This window comes from Salipiger bermudensis HTCC2601 (assembly GCF_000153725.1).
Classification (GTDB): Bacteria; Pseudomonadota; Alphaproteobacteria; order Rhodobacterales; family Rhodobacteraceae; genus Salipiger; species Salipiger bermudensis.
In genome coordinates, this window is the sequence record NZ_DS022276.1 from 1,070,461 (window position 1) to 1,084,182 (window position 13,722).

The 13,722-nt window shown below is 66.9% G+C and carries 15 protein-coding genes and 2 pseudogenes; 8 read left to right on the forward strand and 9 right to left on the reverse strand.

Annotated elements, in window-relative coordinates:
* Positions 1–297 precede the first annotated feature (297 nt).
* A complete protein-coding gene (gene glpK, locus R2601_RS05145) occupies positions 298–1,782 on the reverse strand; it encodes a glycerol kinase GlpK (protein WP_007794582.1) in 1,485 nt (494 codons plus the stop codon).
* 72 nt (positions 1,783–1,854) lie between these two features.
* Positions 1,855–3,452 (reverse strand): annotated as a pseudogene (gene glpD / locus R2601_RS05150) (glycerol-3-phosphate dehydrogenase).
* Between the two features lie 278 nt (positions 3,453–3,730).
* On the opposite strand from glpD, the gene R2601_RS05155 reads away from it, so the two are divergent.
* The 4 genes from R2601_RS05155 to R2601_RS05170 all read left to right on the forward strand — a co-directional run bounded on the left by R2601_RS05155 (position 3,731) and on the right by R2601_RS05170 (position 7,018).
* Positions 3,731–4,498 carry a DeoR/GlpR family DNA-binding transcription regulator gene (locus R2601_RS05155; RefSeq protein WP_007794589.1) on the forward strand — a complete coding sequence of 256 codons (768 nt, stop codon included), beginning with the start codon at positions 3,731–3,733 and terminating at the stop codon, positions 4,496–4,498.
* Between the two features lie 117 nt (positions 4,499–4,615).
* Positions 4,616–5,449, forward strand: coding sequence for a signal peptidase I (gene lepB, locus R2601_RS05160; RefSeq protein ID WP_007794591.1), 834 nt, complete (start codon positions 4,616–4,618; stop codon positions 5,447–5,449).
* The gene (gene rnc, locus R2601_RS05165; protein WP_007794595.1) at positions 5,446–6,129 is read left to right on the forward strand and encodes a ribonuclease III; all 684 of its coding nucleotides are present in this window, start codon (positions 5,446–5,448) and stop codon (positions 6,127–6,129) included. The genes lepB and rnc overlap by 4 nt, the downstream gene beginning before the upstream one ends.
* Positions 6,130–6,148: 19 nt before the next feature.
* The gene (locus tag R2601_RS05170; RefSeq protein WP_007794598.1) at positions 6,149–7,018 is read left to right on the forward strand and encodes a DMT family transporter; all 870 of its coding nucleotides are present in this window, start codon (positions 6,149–6,151) and stop codon (positions 7,016–7,018) included.
* On the opposite strand, the gene R2601_RS05175 is transcribed toward R2601_RS05170, so the two are convergent.
* Positions 7,019–7,303 (reverse strand): hypothetical protein, encoded by a 285-nt coding sequence (locus R2601_RS05175; RefSeq protein ID WP_144266895.1) that lies wholly within the window; start codon positions 7,301–7,303, stop codon positions 7,019–7,021.
* Positions 7,304–7,443: 140 nt separating this feature from the next.
* Here R2601_RS05175 and era point away from each other — a divergent pair, with 140 nt between their 5' ends.
* Positions 7,444–8,349: a GTPase Era gene (era, locus tag R2601_RS05180; protein WP_007794606.1), complete on the forward strand. Its 906-nt coding sequence runs from the start codon at positions 7,444–7,446 to the stop codon at positions 8,347–8,349.
* Between the two features lie 4 nt (positions 8,350–8,353).
* A complete protein-coding gene (locus R2601_RS05185; RefSeq protein ID WP_007794608.1) occupies positions 8,354–8,686 on the forward strand; it encodes a DUF1491 family protein in 333 nt (110 codons plus the stop codon).
* Positions 8,687–8,694: 8 nt separating this feature from the next.
* On the opposite strand, the gene R2601_RS05190 is transcribed toward R2601_RS05185, so the two are convergent.
* Entirely contained in the window at positions 8,695–9,132 is a 438-nt protein-coding gene (locus tag R2601_RS05190; RefSeq protein ID WP_007794612.1) for a PACE efflux transporter, read from the reverse strand.
* A gap of 216 nt (positions 9,133–9,348) precedes the next feature.
* Here R2601_RS05190 and R2601_RS05195 point away from each other — a divergent pair, with 216 nt between their 5' ends.
* Complete coding sequence (locus R2601_RS05195; protein ID WP_007794615.1) at positions 9,349–9,726, forward strand: GFA family protein; 378 nt, start codon at positions 9,349–9,351, stop codon at positions 9,724–9,726.
* A gap of 8 nt (positions 9,727–9,734) precedes the next feature.
* Here the strand turns inward: R2601_RS05195 and R2601_RS05200 are convergent, their stop codons facing one another.
* From R2601_RS05200 to recO, 5 genes and pseudogenes are all read right to left on the reverse strand, one after another.
* Positions 9,735–10,505, reverse strand: coding sequence for a FadR/GntR family transcriptional regulator (locus R2601_RS05200; protein ID WP_007794618.1), 771 nt, complete (start codon positions 10,503–10,505; stop codon positions 9,735–9,737).
* A gap of 92 nt (positions 10,506–10,597) precedes the next feature.
* The gene (locus R2601_RS05205; protein WP_007794621.1) at positions 10,598–11,056 is read right to left on the reverse strand and encodes a molybdenum cofactor biosynthesis protein MoaE; all 459 of its coding nucleotides are present in this window, start codon (positions 11,054–11,056) and stop codon (positions 10,598–10,600) included.
* A gap of 13 nt (positions 11,057–11,069) precedes the next feature.
* Positions 11,070–11,318 (reverse strand): molybdopterin converting factor subunit 1, encoded by a 249-nt coding sequence (gene moaD / locus R2601_RS05210; RefSeq protein WP_007794624.1) that lies wholly within the window; start codon positions 11,316–11,318, stop codon positions 11,070–11,072.
* Positions 11,315–11,981: pseudogene (gene pgsA / locus R2601_RS05215) on the reverse strand (CDP-diacylglycerol--glycerol-3-phosphate 3-phosphatidyltransferase). Before pgsA ends, moaD begins: the two are co-directional and overlap by 4 nt.
* A 54-nt stretch (positions 11,982–12,035) precedes the next feature.
* The gene (gene recO / locus R2601_RS05220; protein WP_007794634.1) at positions 12,036–12,764 is read right to left on the reverse strand and encodes a DNA repair protein RecO; all 729 of its coding nucleotides are present in this window, start codon (positions 12,762–12,764) and stop codon (positions 12,036–12,038) included.
* Between the two features lie 57 nt (positions 12,765–12,821).
* Here recO and R2601_RS05225 point away from each other — a divergent pair, with 57 nt between their 5' ends.
* Positions 12,822–13,418, forward strand: coding sequence for a Pr6Pr family membrane protein (locus R2601_RS05225; RefSeq protein WP_007794636.1), 597 nt, complete (start codon positions 12,822–12,824; stop codon positions 13,416–13,418).
* The last annotated feature ends 304 nt before the right edge of the window (positions 13,419–13,722 follow it).

Consider the following 13,722-nt stretch of genomic DNA (forward strand, 5'->3'; position numbering starts at 1 on the left):
AGGCTTCTTGGGTGACGATGTCGCAAACCCTCCGGGGGAGGGTTTGCCTCGGCTGCACGCCGAGATCCAGGCTCAGGTGATCGCACGCAGGCTTCTTGGGTGACGATGTCGCAAACCCTCCGGGGGAGGGTTTGCCTCGGCTGCACGCCGAGATCCAGGCCCAGGTGATTGCACGGCGCCTGCTGGGCTGAGCACCTGCACTGACGCTGAAACAGGAAGGGCGGTGACTTCGGTCACCGCCCTTTTCCATTCATTAGGACATCTCCGGCGCGGCGGCGCCAAGGCGACGGCCCGACCTCAGAACTTCTGCGCCGCCTCCACCGCGCGTTTCCACGCGGCGTATTTGCCCTTGCGCAGATCGTCCTCCATCGCCGGCTCGAACTGCCGCTCAAGCGCCCAGCCTTCGGCAAATTCCTCCATCCCGGGATAGATTCCGGCGCGCTGTCCGGCAAGCCAGGCGGCGCCCATCGCCGTGGTCTCGAGCACCTGCGGCCGGTCCACCGGCGCGCCGGTGATGTCGGCGAGGAACTGCATGGCAAAGTCGCTGGCGCTCATGCCGCCATCAACCCGCAGCGCCGCCTCGTCGGCCCCTTTCCAGTCGGCATGCATCGCGTCGAGCAGGTCGCGGGTCTGGTAACCCACGCTCTCGAGCGCGGCCCGGGCGAACTCCGCCGGGCCGCTGTTGCGCGTCATGCCGAACATCGCGCCGCGACACTCGGCGTTCCAGTAAGGCGCACCAAGCCCGGTGAAGGCCGGGACCAGCACCAGATCCTGCGAGGGGTCGGCGGCCTCGGCCAGCGGCTGGGTCTCCTTGGCGTGGCGGATGATCTTGATACCATCGCGCAGCCACTGCACCACCGCGCCGGCGATGAAAATCGAGCCCTCAAGCGCGTAGGTGCGCTTGCCGTCGAGCTGGTAGGCGATGGTCGAAAGCAGCCGGTTCTGCGAGCGCACAAGCTCTTCGCCGGTGTTGAGCAGCGCGAAACATCCCGTGCCATAGGTCGATTTCAGCATCCCCGGGCGGAAACAGGCCTGACCGATGGTCGCCGCCTGCTGGTCGCCAGCCACCCCGAGGATCGGGATCTCGGTGCCAAAGAGATCGGCCCGCGCCATGCCGAAATCGGCGGCGCAATCCTTGACCTCGGGCAGCATCGACATCGGGATACCCAGCATCTCGCACATGGTCGAGGACCAGCGCCCCTTGCTGATATCGTAGAGCATGGTGCGGGCCGCGTTGGTGGCATCGGTCACGTGCACATGGCCCGCGGTCATGTTCCAGATCAGCCAGCTGTCGACGGTGCCGAAGGCCAGTTCCCCGGCCTCGGCGCGGGCCCTTGCACCGTCGACATTGTCGAGGATCCACGCCACCTTGGTGGCCGAGAAATAGGGATCGAGCAGAAGGCCGGTCTTTTCCGTCGCAACCGCCTCGTGGCCCTCGGCCTTGAGGCTCTTGCAGAACTCCGAGGTCCTCCGATCCTGCCAGACGATGGCGTTGTGGATCGGGCGGCCGGTCTTGCGGTCCCAGACCAGCGTGGTCTCGCGCTGGTTGGTGATGCCGATGCCGGCGATGTCGGCGGCGCGCACGCCGGCCTTCTCCATCACACCGCGGCAGGTCGCCGCCGTGGTGGTCCAGAGGTCCGAGCAGTCATGCTCGACCCAGCCCGAGGCCGGGTAGTGCTGCGGAAACTCCTCCTGCACCGACGCCGCGATGTTCAGATCCTTGTCGAACAGGATCGCGCGACTCGAGGTCGTGCCCTGATCGATTGCGAGAATATAGCCCATATCTCCCCCCTCCGGTCTTTCCCTTGCGGCGCTCCTGCCGCTCAATCTGTTGCGGGTGAGGCCCCCGTCCAGTCACCCGACACGTGTGTCGACGCGACGATGGCCCGCCTGCATGTAATCCTCCAGCGCCGCGACCTGCGCCTCGCTCTGGCGCAGCCCGAGCTTGCTCCTCCGCCAGAGCACGTCCTCCGCGGTGCGCGCGTATTCGTGATCCATCAGCCAGTCGACTTCGGCCCCGGTGAGATCGCCGCCGAACATCGGGCCAAGCGCCTCGATATCCTTGGCTTCGCCGAGGATCTTGCGCGCCTCGGTGCCGTAATGCTTGACCAGCCGGCGCGCCCAGCGCTCGCTCAGGAACGGGTAGGAGCGCTGCAGCCCCGAGATCTGCGCCGGCACGCCGTCGACCGGGAAATCCCCGCCCGGCAGGGTGACACCGGCGGTCCAAGGCCCGCTTACGCCGGGCAGGTTCTCGGCGATCTTCTCGAGCGCGCTTTCCGCGAGGCGGCGATAGGTGGTGATCTTGCCACCGAAGACGTTCAGCAGCGGCGCCCCGCCCGCGCCCTCGACCTTGATGGTGTAGTCGCGGGTGGCCGCCGTGGCGCTGCTGGCGCCGTCATCGTAAAGCGGGCGCACGCCGGAATAGGTCCAGACCACGTCCTCGGCAGAGATCTCCTGCTTGAAGTAGCGGTTGGCGAAGTCGATCAGGTATTGCTGCTCTTCCGGGCTGCAGTCGGGGCGCTTGTCAGGGTCGAGATGCTCGGCATCGGTGGTGCCGATCAGGGTGAAATCCTCCTCGTAGGGGATCGCGAAGATGATCCGCCCGTCGGTACCCTGGAAGAAGTAGCACTTGTCGTGATCATAAAGGCGGCGCGTCACGATATGCGAGCCGCGCACCAGCCGGACCCCTCCTTGACGTTGAGATGCACCTTCTCGTGGATGATGTCGCCCACCCACGGGCCACCGGCATTGATCAGCATCCGGGCAAAATGGGTGACGGTCTCTCCGGTTTGGGTGTCCTGCACCTCCACCCGCCAGAGATCACCGTCGCGCGCCGCCGAGAGCACCTTGGTGCGGGTCATGATCTTTGCGCCACGCGCCTCCGCATCGCGGGCATTGAGCACCACGAGACGCGAATCCTGCACCCAGCAGTCGGAATACTCGTAAGCCGTCTCGAACCGGTCTTCGAGCGGGGCACCCTCGGGTGTGCCCTTGAGAGAGACGGTGGAGGTGCCCGGCAGGATCTTCCGCCCGCCGAGGTGGTCGTACATGAACAGGCCCAGCCGGATCAGCCAGGCCGGGCGGCGCCCCTTCATCCACGGCATCACCGTGGTCAGCAGCTTCGAGGTCGGCGTGTCACTCTCGAAGCGCATCGACGGGTGATAGGGCAGCACGAAGCGCATCGGCCAGCTGATATGCGGCATGGCGCGCAGCAGCACTTCGCGCTCGATCAGCGCCTCGCGCACCAGCCGGAACTCGAAGTATTCGAGGTAGCGCAGCCCGCCGTGGAACAGCTTGGTCGAGGCCGAGGAGGTCGCCGACGCGAGGTCGTTCATCTCGGCCAGCCGGACCGACAGGCCCCGCCCTGCCGCGTCGCGGGCGATGCCGCAGCCGTTGATGCCGCCGCCGATAATGAAGAGATCGGTCGCCTCTCGCGTCTGCTGGTCTGCCATGGCCCTGTCCTTGCTGCGATATGCGTCTTATCGGTATGCCGAAAGCACACCCGTCTCGCAAGTTAAACGCTTTCGCTTTCTTTCGTTTCCAGAAAATTGGCAAAAAACCGCATTTTCGCGTTGAAACGCGCAGCGCTCACGGGGGTTTTCCCCGCCCGAAGATCAATAGGGCGGTAACATGGCACCATTTCGCAATCGATATGGCGGGAAATCTGCGCTATTCCCTTGCGAGATCGGCATGGCAGCGGCACAGTTGCGAACAAAAACGAAAGCCTCGAATGTCCAGCTCTTTTCGCCACCCCGAAATCCTCGAGATCGCGCGCCGCGACGGCAAGGTCAGCGTCGAACTTCTGGCGCAGCATTTCGGTGTCACCTTGCAGACCATTCGCCGCGACCTTGCCGATCTTGCCGAGGCAGGCCAGCTCGACCGGGTGCATGGTGGCGCGGTGCTGCCCTCGGGCACGGTCAATATCGGCTACGAGGAACGGCGCGAACTCAACCCCGCTGCCAAGAGCGCCATCGCACGGGCCTGCGCCGAGCAGATCCCGGACGACATCTCGCTGTTCCTCAATATCGGCACCAGCACCGAGGCGGTGGCCCGGCAGCTTCTCACCCACCGCAACCTGCTGGTGGTGACAAACAACATGAACGTCGCCAACATCCTCGCCGGCAATCCCGATTGCGAGGTCATCGTCACCGGCGGGCACCTGCGGCGCTCGGATGGCGGGCTGGTCGGCAACCTTGCCGCCGGCACCATCGGGCAGTTCAAGTTCGACCTCGCGGTGATCGGCTGCTCGGCGCTCGATGCCGAAGGCGACCTGCTCGATTTCGACATCCAGGAGGTCGGCGTGAGCCAGGCCATCCTGCGCCAGTCGCGGCGCACCTTCCTCGTGGCCGACGCCTCCAAGCGGACCCGCAGCGCACCGGCGCGCATCGCCTCGCTGAGCCAGATCGACACGCTGTTCACCGACGCGCCCCTGCCCGGCCCGCTGGCGCAGCGCTGCGCCGATTGGGGCACCGAGATCGTCATCGTGCCCTCGGCCTGATCCCGCGCGAGCCCCGGCTTTGCGGGACGCGACGCTGCAGCCGCCGGACGGCTGTCTTGACACTCCATCGCCTGCCGCCCATGAAGCCGGGGTCAGACGGCGCGAAAGGCATGTTTCATGGCAAAAGAGAAAGAAACCGGCGGCTTCCTCGAGACCGTCAAGACGATCGTCTACGCGCTTCTGATTGCGGGCGTGTTCCGGACGCTGTTCTTTCAGCCCTTCTGGATTCCCTCCGGCTCGATGAAGGACACGCTGCTGATCGGCGACTTCCTCTTCGTCAACAAGATGAGCTACGGCTATTCCTACGCCTCCTGCCCGTCGATCCGCCTGCCCGTGGTCGGGCTCGACGTCGACGCCAAGGACATCTGCGGCTGGCTCGGCGATGACAACGGCCGGATCTTCGGCTCCGAGCCCGAGCGCGGCGATATCGCGGTGTTCCGCCACCCGGTCACCGGGCGCGACTTCATCAAGCGCGTGATCGGCATGCCGGGCGATCGCATCCAGATGACCAACGGCCTGCTCTACATCAACGACGAGCCGGTCGAGGTCGAGCGCAACGGCACCTTCTCCGAGACCGCCGAGCCGCAGGGCCCGCAACAGCTGCGCCCGCGCTGCGAGAACGGCCCCGTGGGCACCGGCGGCGCCTGCGAGAAATCGCGCTGGACCGAGACCCTGCCCAACGGCAAGTCGCATGACATCCTCAACATCGCCATGCAGGGCTCGGACAACACCCGTGTCTATACCGTGCCCGAAGGCCACTACTTCATGATGGGCGACAACCGCGACAATTCCTCCGACAGCCGCGTGCCCAGCGCCGCCGGCGGCGTCGGCTTCGTCCCGTTCGAGAATCTGATCGGCAAGGCAAACCGCGTCGTCTTCTCGTCCTCCGGCCGCTCGATGCTGTTCTTCTGGACCTGGCGCGGCGACCGCTTCTTCCACAAGCTGCAATGAAGAGGTCTGCCGAGATCATCGCGCTCGAAGAGCGTCTCGGCCACCGCTTTGACCGGCCCGAGTTGCTGCGCCGTGCGCTGACGCACTCCTCGATGTCGGCCCCGGGCCGCGAGGACAACCAGCGGCTCGAGTTCCTCGGCGACCGGGTGCTGGGCCTCGTCATGGCCGAGGCGCTTCTGGCCGACGACCGCAACGCCTCGGAAGGCCAGCTTGCGCCGCGCTACAACGCGCTGGTGCGCAAGGAAACCTGCGCCGACGTGGCGCGCGAGGTCGACCTTGGTGCCGCGCTGAAGCTTGGCCGCTCCGAGATGATGTCGGGTGGCCGCCGCAAGATGGCGCTGCTGGGCGATGCCATGGAAGCGGTGATCGCAGCGGTCTATCTCGACGCCGGGTTCGAGGCCGCCAAGGATCTGGTGCGCCGGCTCTGGGGTGATCGGGTCACGCGCGTCGACGAGGATGCGCGCGACGCCAAGACCTCGCTGCAGGAGTGGGCGCAAGCGCGCGGGATGCCGCCGCCGGCTTACGTAGAGACCGCGCGGTCCGGCCCCGATCACGCCCCGGTCTTCACCATCGAAGCGCGGCTCTCATCCGGCGAGACGGCGCAGGCCACCGCCGGGGCCAAGCGCAAGGCCGAGCAGGAGGCCGCCGCGGCGCTGCTTGCCAAGGTGACGGGTGGCTGAGCGCGGCGCGTCCGGAAATATGCTGGGCGCGCTCTTCATGTGCGCCGCCATGACGCTGTTCGCCATCGAAGATGCGCTCTTCAAATCGGTGACGCCGGCGCTGCCGCCCGGAGAGGCGACACTTATCTTCGGCCTCACCGGCACAGCGATCTACGTGCTGCTCACCCTGCGCGCGCGCGAACCGGTGCTGCACCCTGCGATCCTGCGCCCGAGCCTGATGATGCGGACCGTCTTCGAGATCATCGGACGGCTGTTCTTTGCCCTGTCGCTGGCCTACACGCCGCTCGCCATCACCTCGTCGATCCTGCAGGCCGCGCCGCTGGTGGTTACCGCCGGCGCGGCGCTGCTGCTGGGCGAACAGGTCGGCCCGCGACGCTGGATCGCCATGGCGGTGGGCTTCATCGGCGTGCTGATGATCCTGCGCCCGACGCCAGACGCCTTCCGCCCCGACGCGCTTCTGGCGGTCGCGGGCATGATCGGCTTCGCGATGCGCGATCTGTTCACGCGCGCCAGCCCGCCGGCGGTCTCGACCAACCAGCTGGGTGTGCTGGGCTTTGCGGTTCTCATCGTGGCCGGGCTGATCATGCTGCCCTTCGACCCTGCCCCGCCGCGCCTGCCCACGGGCACCGAGCTCGGCCGGCTGCTGCTGACCGGTGCCGTGGGCGTCGCCGCCTACACGGCGCTGACTCGCGCGATGCGCGTGGGCGAGGTTTCGGTGGTGGCGCCGTTCCGCTATTCGCGGCTTCTGGTGGCGCTGACCTTCGCCTTCCTGTTCTTCGGCGAGCGCCCCGATCTCTGGACGCTCGCGGGCGGGCTGCTGATCGTGATCAGCGGGGTCTACACGCTGTTGCGCAGCGGCAAGCCGCGCCCCCCTGCCCGCCCCGAATGATCAGAGCTTCTCGCAGCTGACCTCGATCGCGGCGTCGCGACGCGCGCCGCCAAGCGACTCCTGCGCCAGCGCGATGGCCTGCGCGTTCTTTGCCTTCCAGCGCTTCGCCTGGCTCTGGCACTCGCCAAGGGACACGCCCTGCTCGCTGCCCTTGAGCGGCGAGTCGCGATAACTGCCATCGCCCTGCAGGGCGTGGATCGTCGGGACATAAAGGGTCTCGGCGCCGGCCATCGTGGCCAGCGCCATGGTCATCAGGGCCAAAGCTGCTGCATGAACCTGTCGCATCAAAGTCTCCTTGCGCGTCGCTCCGAGTCGGAGCCTTCGCTATATAGGGCAGAGTGTCTGCCCTGCCAGCATCGCGTCCTATGGCTCTTTGCGCAAAAAACGACTATGTGATGCGGATCATTCCCCCAACGGACCAGCCCATGACCACACGCGCCGGATTTGTCGCCCTGATCGGAGAGCCCAACGCGGGCAAATCCACCCTCACCAACCGCATGGTGGGGGCCAAGGTGAGCATCGTCACCCACAAGGTGCAGACCACCCGCGCCCGCATCCGCGGCGTGGCGATGGAGGGCGACAGCCAGCTTGTCTTTGTCGACACGCCGGGCCTGTTCAAACCGCGCCGCCGGCTCGACCGCGCCATGGTCGCCGCGGCATGGGGCGGGGCGGCCGATGCCGACATCATCGTGCTTCTCGTCGAGGCCCATCGCGGCATCACCGAGGGCGTCGAGCGCATTCTTGAAGGGCTGGCCGATCTTCCTCAGGGGCGCACCGTGGCGCTGGCGATCAACAAGATCGACCGCGTCGAGGCCAAGGTGCTGCTGAAGCTGACCGAAGATCTCAACGAACGCTACGCCTTCGCCAAGACCTTCATGATCTCGGCCGAGAAGGGCCACGGCGTGAAGGACCTGCGCGAATGGCTCGCTGGCGAGGTTCCCGAGAGCCCGTGGCTGTATCCCGAGGACCAGATCGCCGACCTGCCGATGCGGACGATCGCCGCCGAGATCACGCGCGAAAAGCTGACCCTGCGCCTGCATCAGGAGCTGCCCTACCAGCTCACCGTCGAAACCGAGAGCTGGGAAGAGCGGCAGGATGGCTCGGCCCGCATCGATCAGGTGATCTACGTCATGCGAGACGGCCACAAGGGCATCGTTCTGGGCCGCAAGGGCGAGACGGTGAAGGCCATCGGCCAGGCCGCCCGCACCGAGCTCGAGGAATTTCTCGGCCGCAAGGTGCACCTGTTCCTCCAGGTCAAGGTGCGCGAGAACTGGCTCGAGGAGGCCGAGCGCTATTCCGAGATGGGGCTCGACTTCAAGGACGGCAACTGACCCCGTGGCCCGTCTGACCACGCGGTTCTGGGTCGACGCCTATCTCGCCCGGCTGTCGTTCCAGACCATCCCTGCCTACGTGACCGCCCATGGCGACGACCATGCCGGCGCGGTTCTCGTGAAGCTCTCCACGCTTGACGGCAAGGCGCGGGCCTTCACCCGTGGCTTCGACCTGATGACCGGCGCCCGGCAATGGACCGAGCTGGCCGCGGGCGATGAGCGCGAGGTCGATGCCAGCATCGCGAAGCAGCGCAGCTTCGACCCCGATCTCTGGGTGATCGAGGTCGAGGACCGACAGGGCCGCCACCTGCTTGACGAGGAGGGGCTCTCGGACTGAGGCCCGCGCTACTCGGCGGCCCGCGCCGCCTGCCATTCGGGCAGGGGAAAGAGCCGGTCGTAGCCCCAGTTGAAGCACAGCGCGTAGAGCATGTAGAACAGCGCAAAAGCCGCATCCATCACCAGCGCCTGCCAGATCGAGATGCCGAGATACCAAGCGATGAACGGCATCAGCACCACCAGCAGACCGCCCTCGAACAGCACTGCGTGCAGGATGCGGACGCGCTTGGTCTTCTCGGTGCTGCCGGTCTGGCGCTGCAGCCCCAGATCAAAGAGATAATTGTAGATCAGGTTCCACAGCGTCGCGAGCGTGGCGCTGACGATGCCGACCACGCCGATGTCGTGCATTGGCATCTGGAAGGCGAGCGCGCCGAGCGGAATCACCAGTAGCAGCCCGACGATTTCAAAGCTGATGGCGTGACGAAGACGATCGAGAGGTGAGCGCATGGCGACCTAGTCCTTGGTTGCCGGGCCGTCCCGAATGATATCCCGAGCTGGGGGAGGTCGTCCTCACACCTTAGAGATGCCAACGTCAGGGGCAGTCTTCAAGGCGCGGATGCGTGCGATTGGCGGATATGTGCTTTAGACAGCCCGAGCAGTGCCTCTGGCAGACCGCGTCGGCGGCTGCCAGACTGGCGACGTGACGAAAGGGAGGCGAGACGAATGAGCGAAACACGGGGAGGCTGCCTCTGCGGCGCGGTGCGCTTCGTGGCAAGCGGCGCGCCGGTCCGGGTCGGGATCTGCCATTGCATGGATTGCCGCAAGCACCACGGCGCTGCGTTCTTTGCGGCCGCCGTGTTCCCGGCATCGGCCGTCCGCGTCACCGGCGCGCCGCGCAGCTATCAGGGGCGGCATTTCTGCCAGACCTGCGGATCATCGGTCTTTGCACAGAGCGGCGAGGAGGTGGAGCTGCATCTGGGAGCGCTCGACACACCGGGCCAGTTCGCACCGAGCTACGAGCTCTGGACCTGCCGCCGCGAGCCTTGGCTGCCAGCCTTCCCCGATATGACCTCCTTCGAGCGTGACCGCGAGGAGATCTAGAAGCCGCCTCAGCCTTTGGTGCGCACCCGTTCAAAGCGCTGGCGGGCGATGTCCTCGTCGCGCTCGGCCTGCCGGTCGGCGGCCAGCGCGTCCTCGACATAGCTCAGATGCGCCTCGACGGCGGCCCGGGCGGCTTTCGGGTCGCGGGCCTGCAGCGCGGTGTTGATGGCGCGGTGCTGATCGAGCAGCGCCTCGCGGGTGGTGCGCTGCTTGAACATGACGGAGCGGTTGTAGAACACCCCCTCGCGCAGCAGCTGGTACATCGACCGCATCATGTGCAGCATGATGACGTTGTGACCGGCCTCGATGATCGCGAGGTGGAAATCGGCGTCGAGCCGCGCCTCGTCGGCCGGGTTGCGCTTGCCATGCGCCACCTCCATCTGCCCGAAGAGCTCGCCGATGACCCGCAGATCGGTCTCGGTGCCATGGGTCGCGGCGCGCTCGGCGGCGAGGCCCTCCATGTCGCGTCGAAAGCTCAGGTAGTCGAACACCGCCTCGTCATGGCGGGCAAAAAGCTGCACCAGCGTGTCGGAGAACGCCGAGCCCAGCGCCTCGGTGACAAATATCCCGGCCCCCGCGCGCGAGCTCAGCAGGCCGCGCGATTGCAGATCCGACACGGCCTCGCGCAGCGAGGGACGCGACACGCCCAGCCGCTCCGAAAGCTCGCGCTCCGCCGGAAGCCGCTCGCCCGGGCGCAGGATGCCACGCAGAATCAGTTCCTCGATCTGACGCACCACCGCGGCGGCGAGCTTTTCCGAATGCACGGGACGGAAGGGCATGAGAGGATCCGATCTTGCGAGAATTGGTCAGATCATATGACCGCACCGCCTTTGGACGCAAGGCGCTCTGGCGCGGCGTCACCGGTCAGCGCTCACCAGCGGTCGAGCGCAGCCTCGTCCTCGTCCTTGGCCGCGACCCAAGACTGGTCGCCACCGGCGCTTTCCTTCTTCCAGAAGGGCGCGCGGGATTTCAGGTAGTCCATCAGGTATTCCGCCGCCTCGAAGGCGTGCTGGCGATGCGCCGAGGCGGTGGCGACCATCATGATGCGCTCGCCCGCCGCCATCTTGCCGTAGCGGTGGATCACCAGCACCTCGCCCAGCGACCAGCGCGCCTGCGCCTCGCTGGCGATCTTGGTCAGCGCCTTCTCGGTCATGCCGGGATAATGCTCGATCTCCATGCCCTCGAGGCCACCGGCCACGTCGCGCACCACGCCGGTGAAGGTCACCACCGCGCCAAGATCGGTGCGGCCCGCGGCGAAGCGCTCGGCCTCAACGCCGAAATCGAACGGCGCCTCCTGCACCACGACCCGAAGTCCGGCCTGATCCGACATCGCCCGCCCCCCCTCAGCCGCCGGTCATCGGCGGGAAGAACGCGACCTCGCGGGCACCGGCCAGCGGCGCATCGAAATCCGTGAGTTCTTGATCGACGGCCACGCGCAGCGCCGAGAGATCGGCAAAGGCCGCCTCGTAGCGCTCCTCGCGCGCCTTCAGCTCCTCGACCAACGCGGCCACGGTGGCGGCAGAGGTCTCGAGTTTCTCTTTCGGCAGCCCGATGCGCTCGCGCACCCAGGCGAAATACAGCACGTCGATCATCTGTCGTCCCTCAGGTGGGGCCAGGCCTTCACAAAGTAGTCCCAGCCGGTGATCAGCGTCAGCGCGGCGGCCATCCACAGCAGCGTCAGACCGAGATAGCCCGCCCAGAGCATACCCTGCTCCTTCCAGACCAGCCCGTGGATGTCCTCGGCTTCGTGACTGAGAATCGCGCTGACCTGTTCCGGCGATACGCCCTCGACGCTGACCGCAAGGTAATGCTCGAACACGCCTTGCGCGAAAAGCACCGCGATCGCGACCATCTGGAAGTGGTCTTCCACTTCGCCAGCTTGGTGACCTTGAGCGTGCCGGCGGTGTCGCCGAGGAACTCGCGCAGGCCGCTGACGAAGACCTCGCGGAAGAGTATGAAGGTCGCGGGCAGCACCAGCCACGGCGACATCGAGGAATAGCCCACGATCACCCATCAGCGCGATCACCACCCATCGCCTTGTCGGCGATCGGGTCGAGCATCGCGCCGAGCTTCGATTCGAGGCTCCATGTCCGGGCGATATACCCGTCGAACCAGTCGGTTACGGCGGCGCTGATGAACAGCAGCAGCGCGAACCAGTCCGCCAGCGGACGGGAGAAATACAAAAACATCACCGCCACGCCGGGAGCGGCGAGCAGGCGGAGGGCGGTGAGGGTGTTGGGCAGGGTCCAGCGCATGGACGATACGTAGCGCCCTTTTGGGGGCGAGGAAAGGGAGCCGCGCGCGACAGTTCAGCTCGATTGTCGCGCCAGCCGGTCGAGGAACAATCCGCGCGCCGCCGGCAGCGGCCTGTCGCCCAGCGCCGGGGCAAGCCGGTTCTCGAGGAAATGCCCCGTCGTCCGCAGCGCATCGAGGATCTCGCCGTCGGGCGCGCTGCCGCGGCCCAGCATCACCGGCGGCAGCGGCAGCAGCCGCGCCACCCAGTCCCCTGCCCCGAAGGCCGAGACCGCCCGCCCGGTGCGCGGCGAGACGTAGTCGAGCGGTTCGTTGGTTCCGGTCACGGCGCAGGCCGAGAGATCGAGGCCGAAGCCCATCTCGTCGAGCAGCGCCATTTCCCAGCGCATGTAGGCCAGAGGCCAGAGCTCGCGCTCGGCCAGCAGGTCGAGCAAGCTCTCGGTGCGGGCATAGAGCGCCGGGTGGGCTTCGCGCTCGGGCAGGCAGAACGACAGCAGCGCCACCACCGCGTTGAGCCCGGCCAGCGACAGCCGATCGGACATGGCGCTGGCGGCGCGCGAGCGCTGCGGCTCGACGGTCCAGGCGCCCATGTGATCCTCGAGTCGCGCCCGCCAGGTCAGGTCCAGCTGCGCGCCGGGCTGCAGCGAGGGCGCGATCTTGCGCGAGGTGCCGCCACGCAGCACGCCCATGTGACGGCCATGCTCGGCGGTAAAGACCTCGAGAATCGCCGAGGTCTCGCCATGCCTGCGGGTCGAGAGAAGAATGCCGGTGTCGCGCCAGTCCATGCGCGCGACTATCCTCCGCCTTGCCGGGATCGGCAAGTTGCGTCACATCTTGCAGCCATGACCCTGCGCGCCCGCCTCTTCGCAACGCTCATCGCCCTCGTCTCCGTGGCGGGGCTGGTGCTGCAGTTCGTGACCTACGGCATCGACCATCCCGGCGCCGACGCGCTCGACACGGTCTGGAGCCTTGCGCGCTATTTCACCATCCTGACCAACGCGCTGGTGGCGGTGAGCTTCACGCTCATGGCGCTTCGCGGGCGGATGCCCGGCCCGCTCTGGATCGGCGGCCTGACGCTTTGGATCGCCATCGTCGGGGTGGTCTACTACGCGCTGCTGGCCAACGCGGTGAGCGGGCTCGACGCGGTCGCCGACCGGTTGGTGCACATGGTGACCCCCCTTCTGACGGTGGCGTTCTGGCTCTTCTGCGCCCCGAAACACGGGCTGTCTCTGGTCAGCGCGGCGACCTGGCTGCTCTGGCCGCTGGTCTATGTGGGCTATGCGCTGCTGCGCGGGCAGCTGGACGGGCTCTACCCGTATTTCTTCGTCGACCCGACAAGGATCGGCTGGGACGGCGTGCTCCGCTGGTCGGCACTGCTCTGCGCCAGCTTCGCCAGCGCCGGGGGGCTGCAGGTGGGCCTCGCCCGGTTTCTGCGCTAGGCCCCCAGGCCAAGCCTCGCCACATCAGCTATCGGCAGTCCCGCCCAGCCGGGATCCTGCAAGCCATTGAGCCCCCTCTCGAGCCACAGCGACAGGCGTCGCGCACGCTGCAGCCGAGGCGTGGGGCGCTCGCCTCGGTTGCGAGACCGCTTCCAACGACCGTCAGCGTGGCAGCCCTTCCGCGACCGTCTCAGAGTCAGAGTCAGATCCACCACACGCTCCGGCGGCCACCTTGGTCAAGCCGGCGCCCGGCCCCTCGTCCTTGCCGACTGGCCCGCAGCCCCGGATCCCCGGACAACAAAAA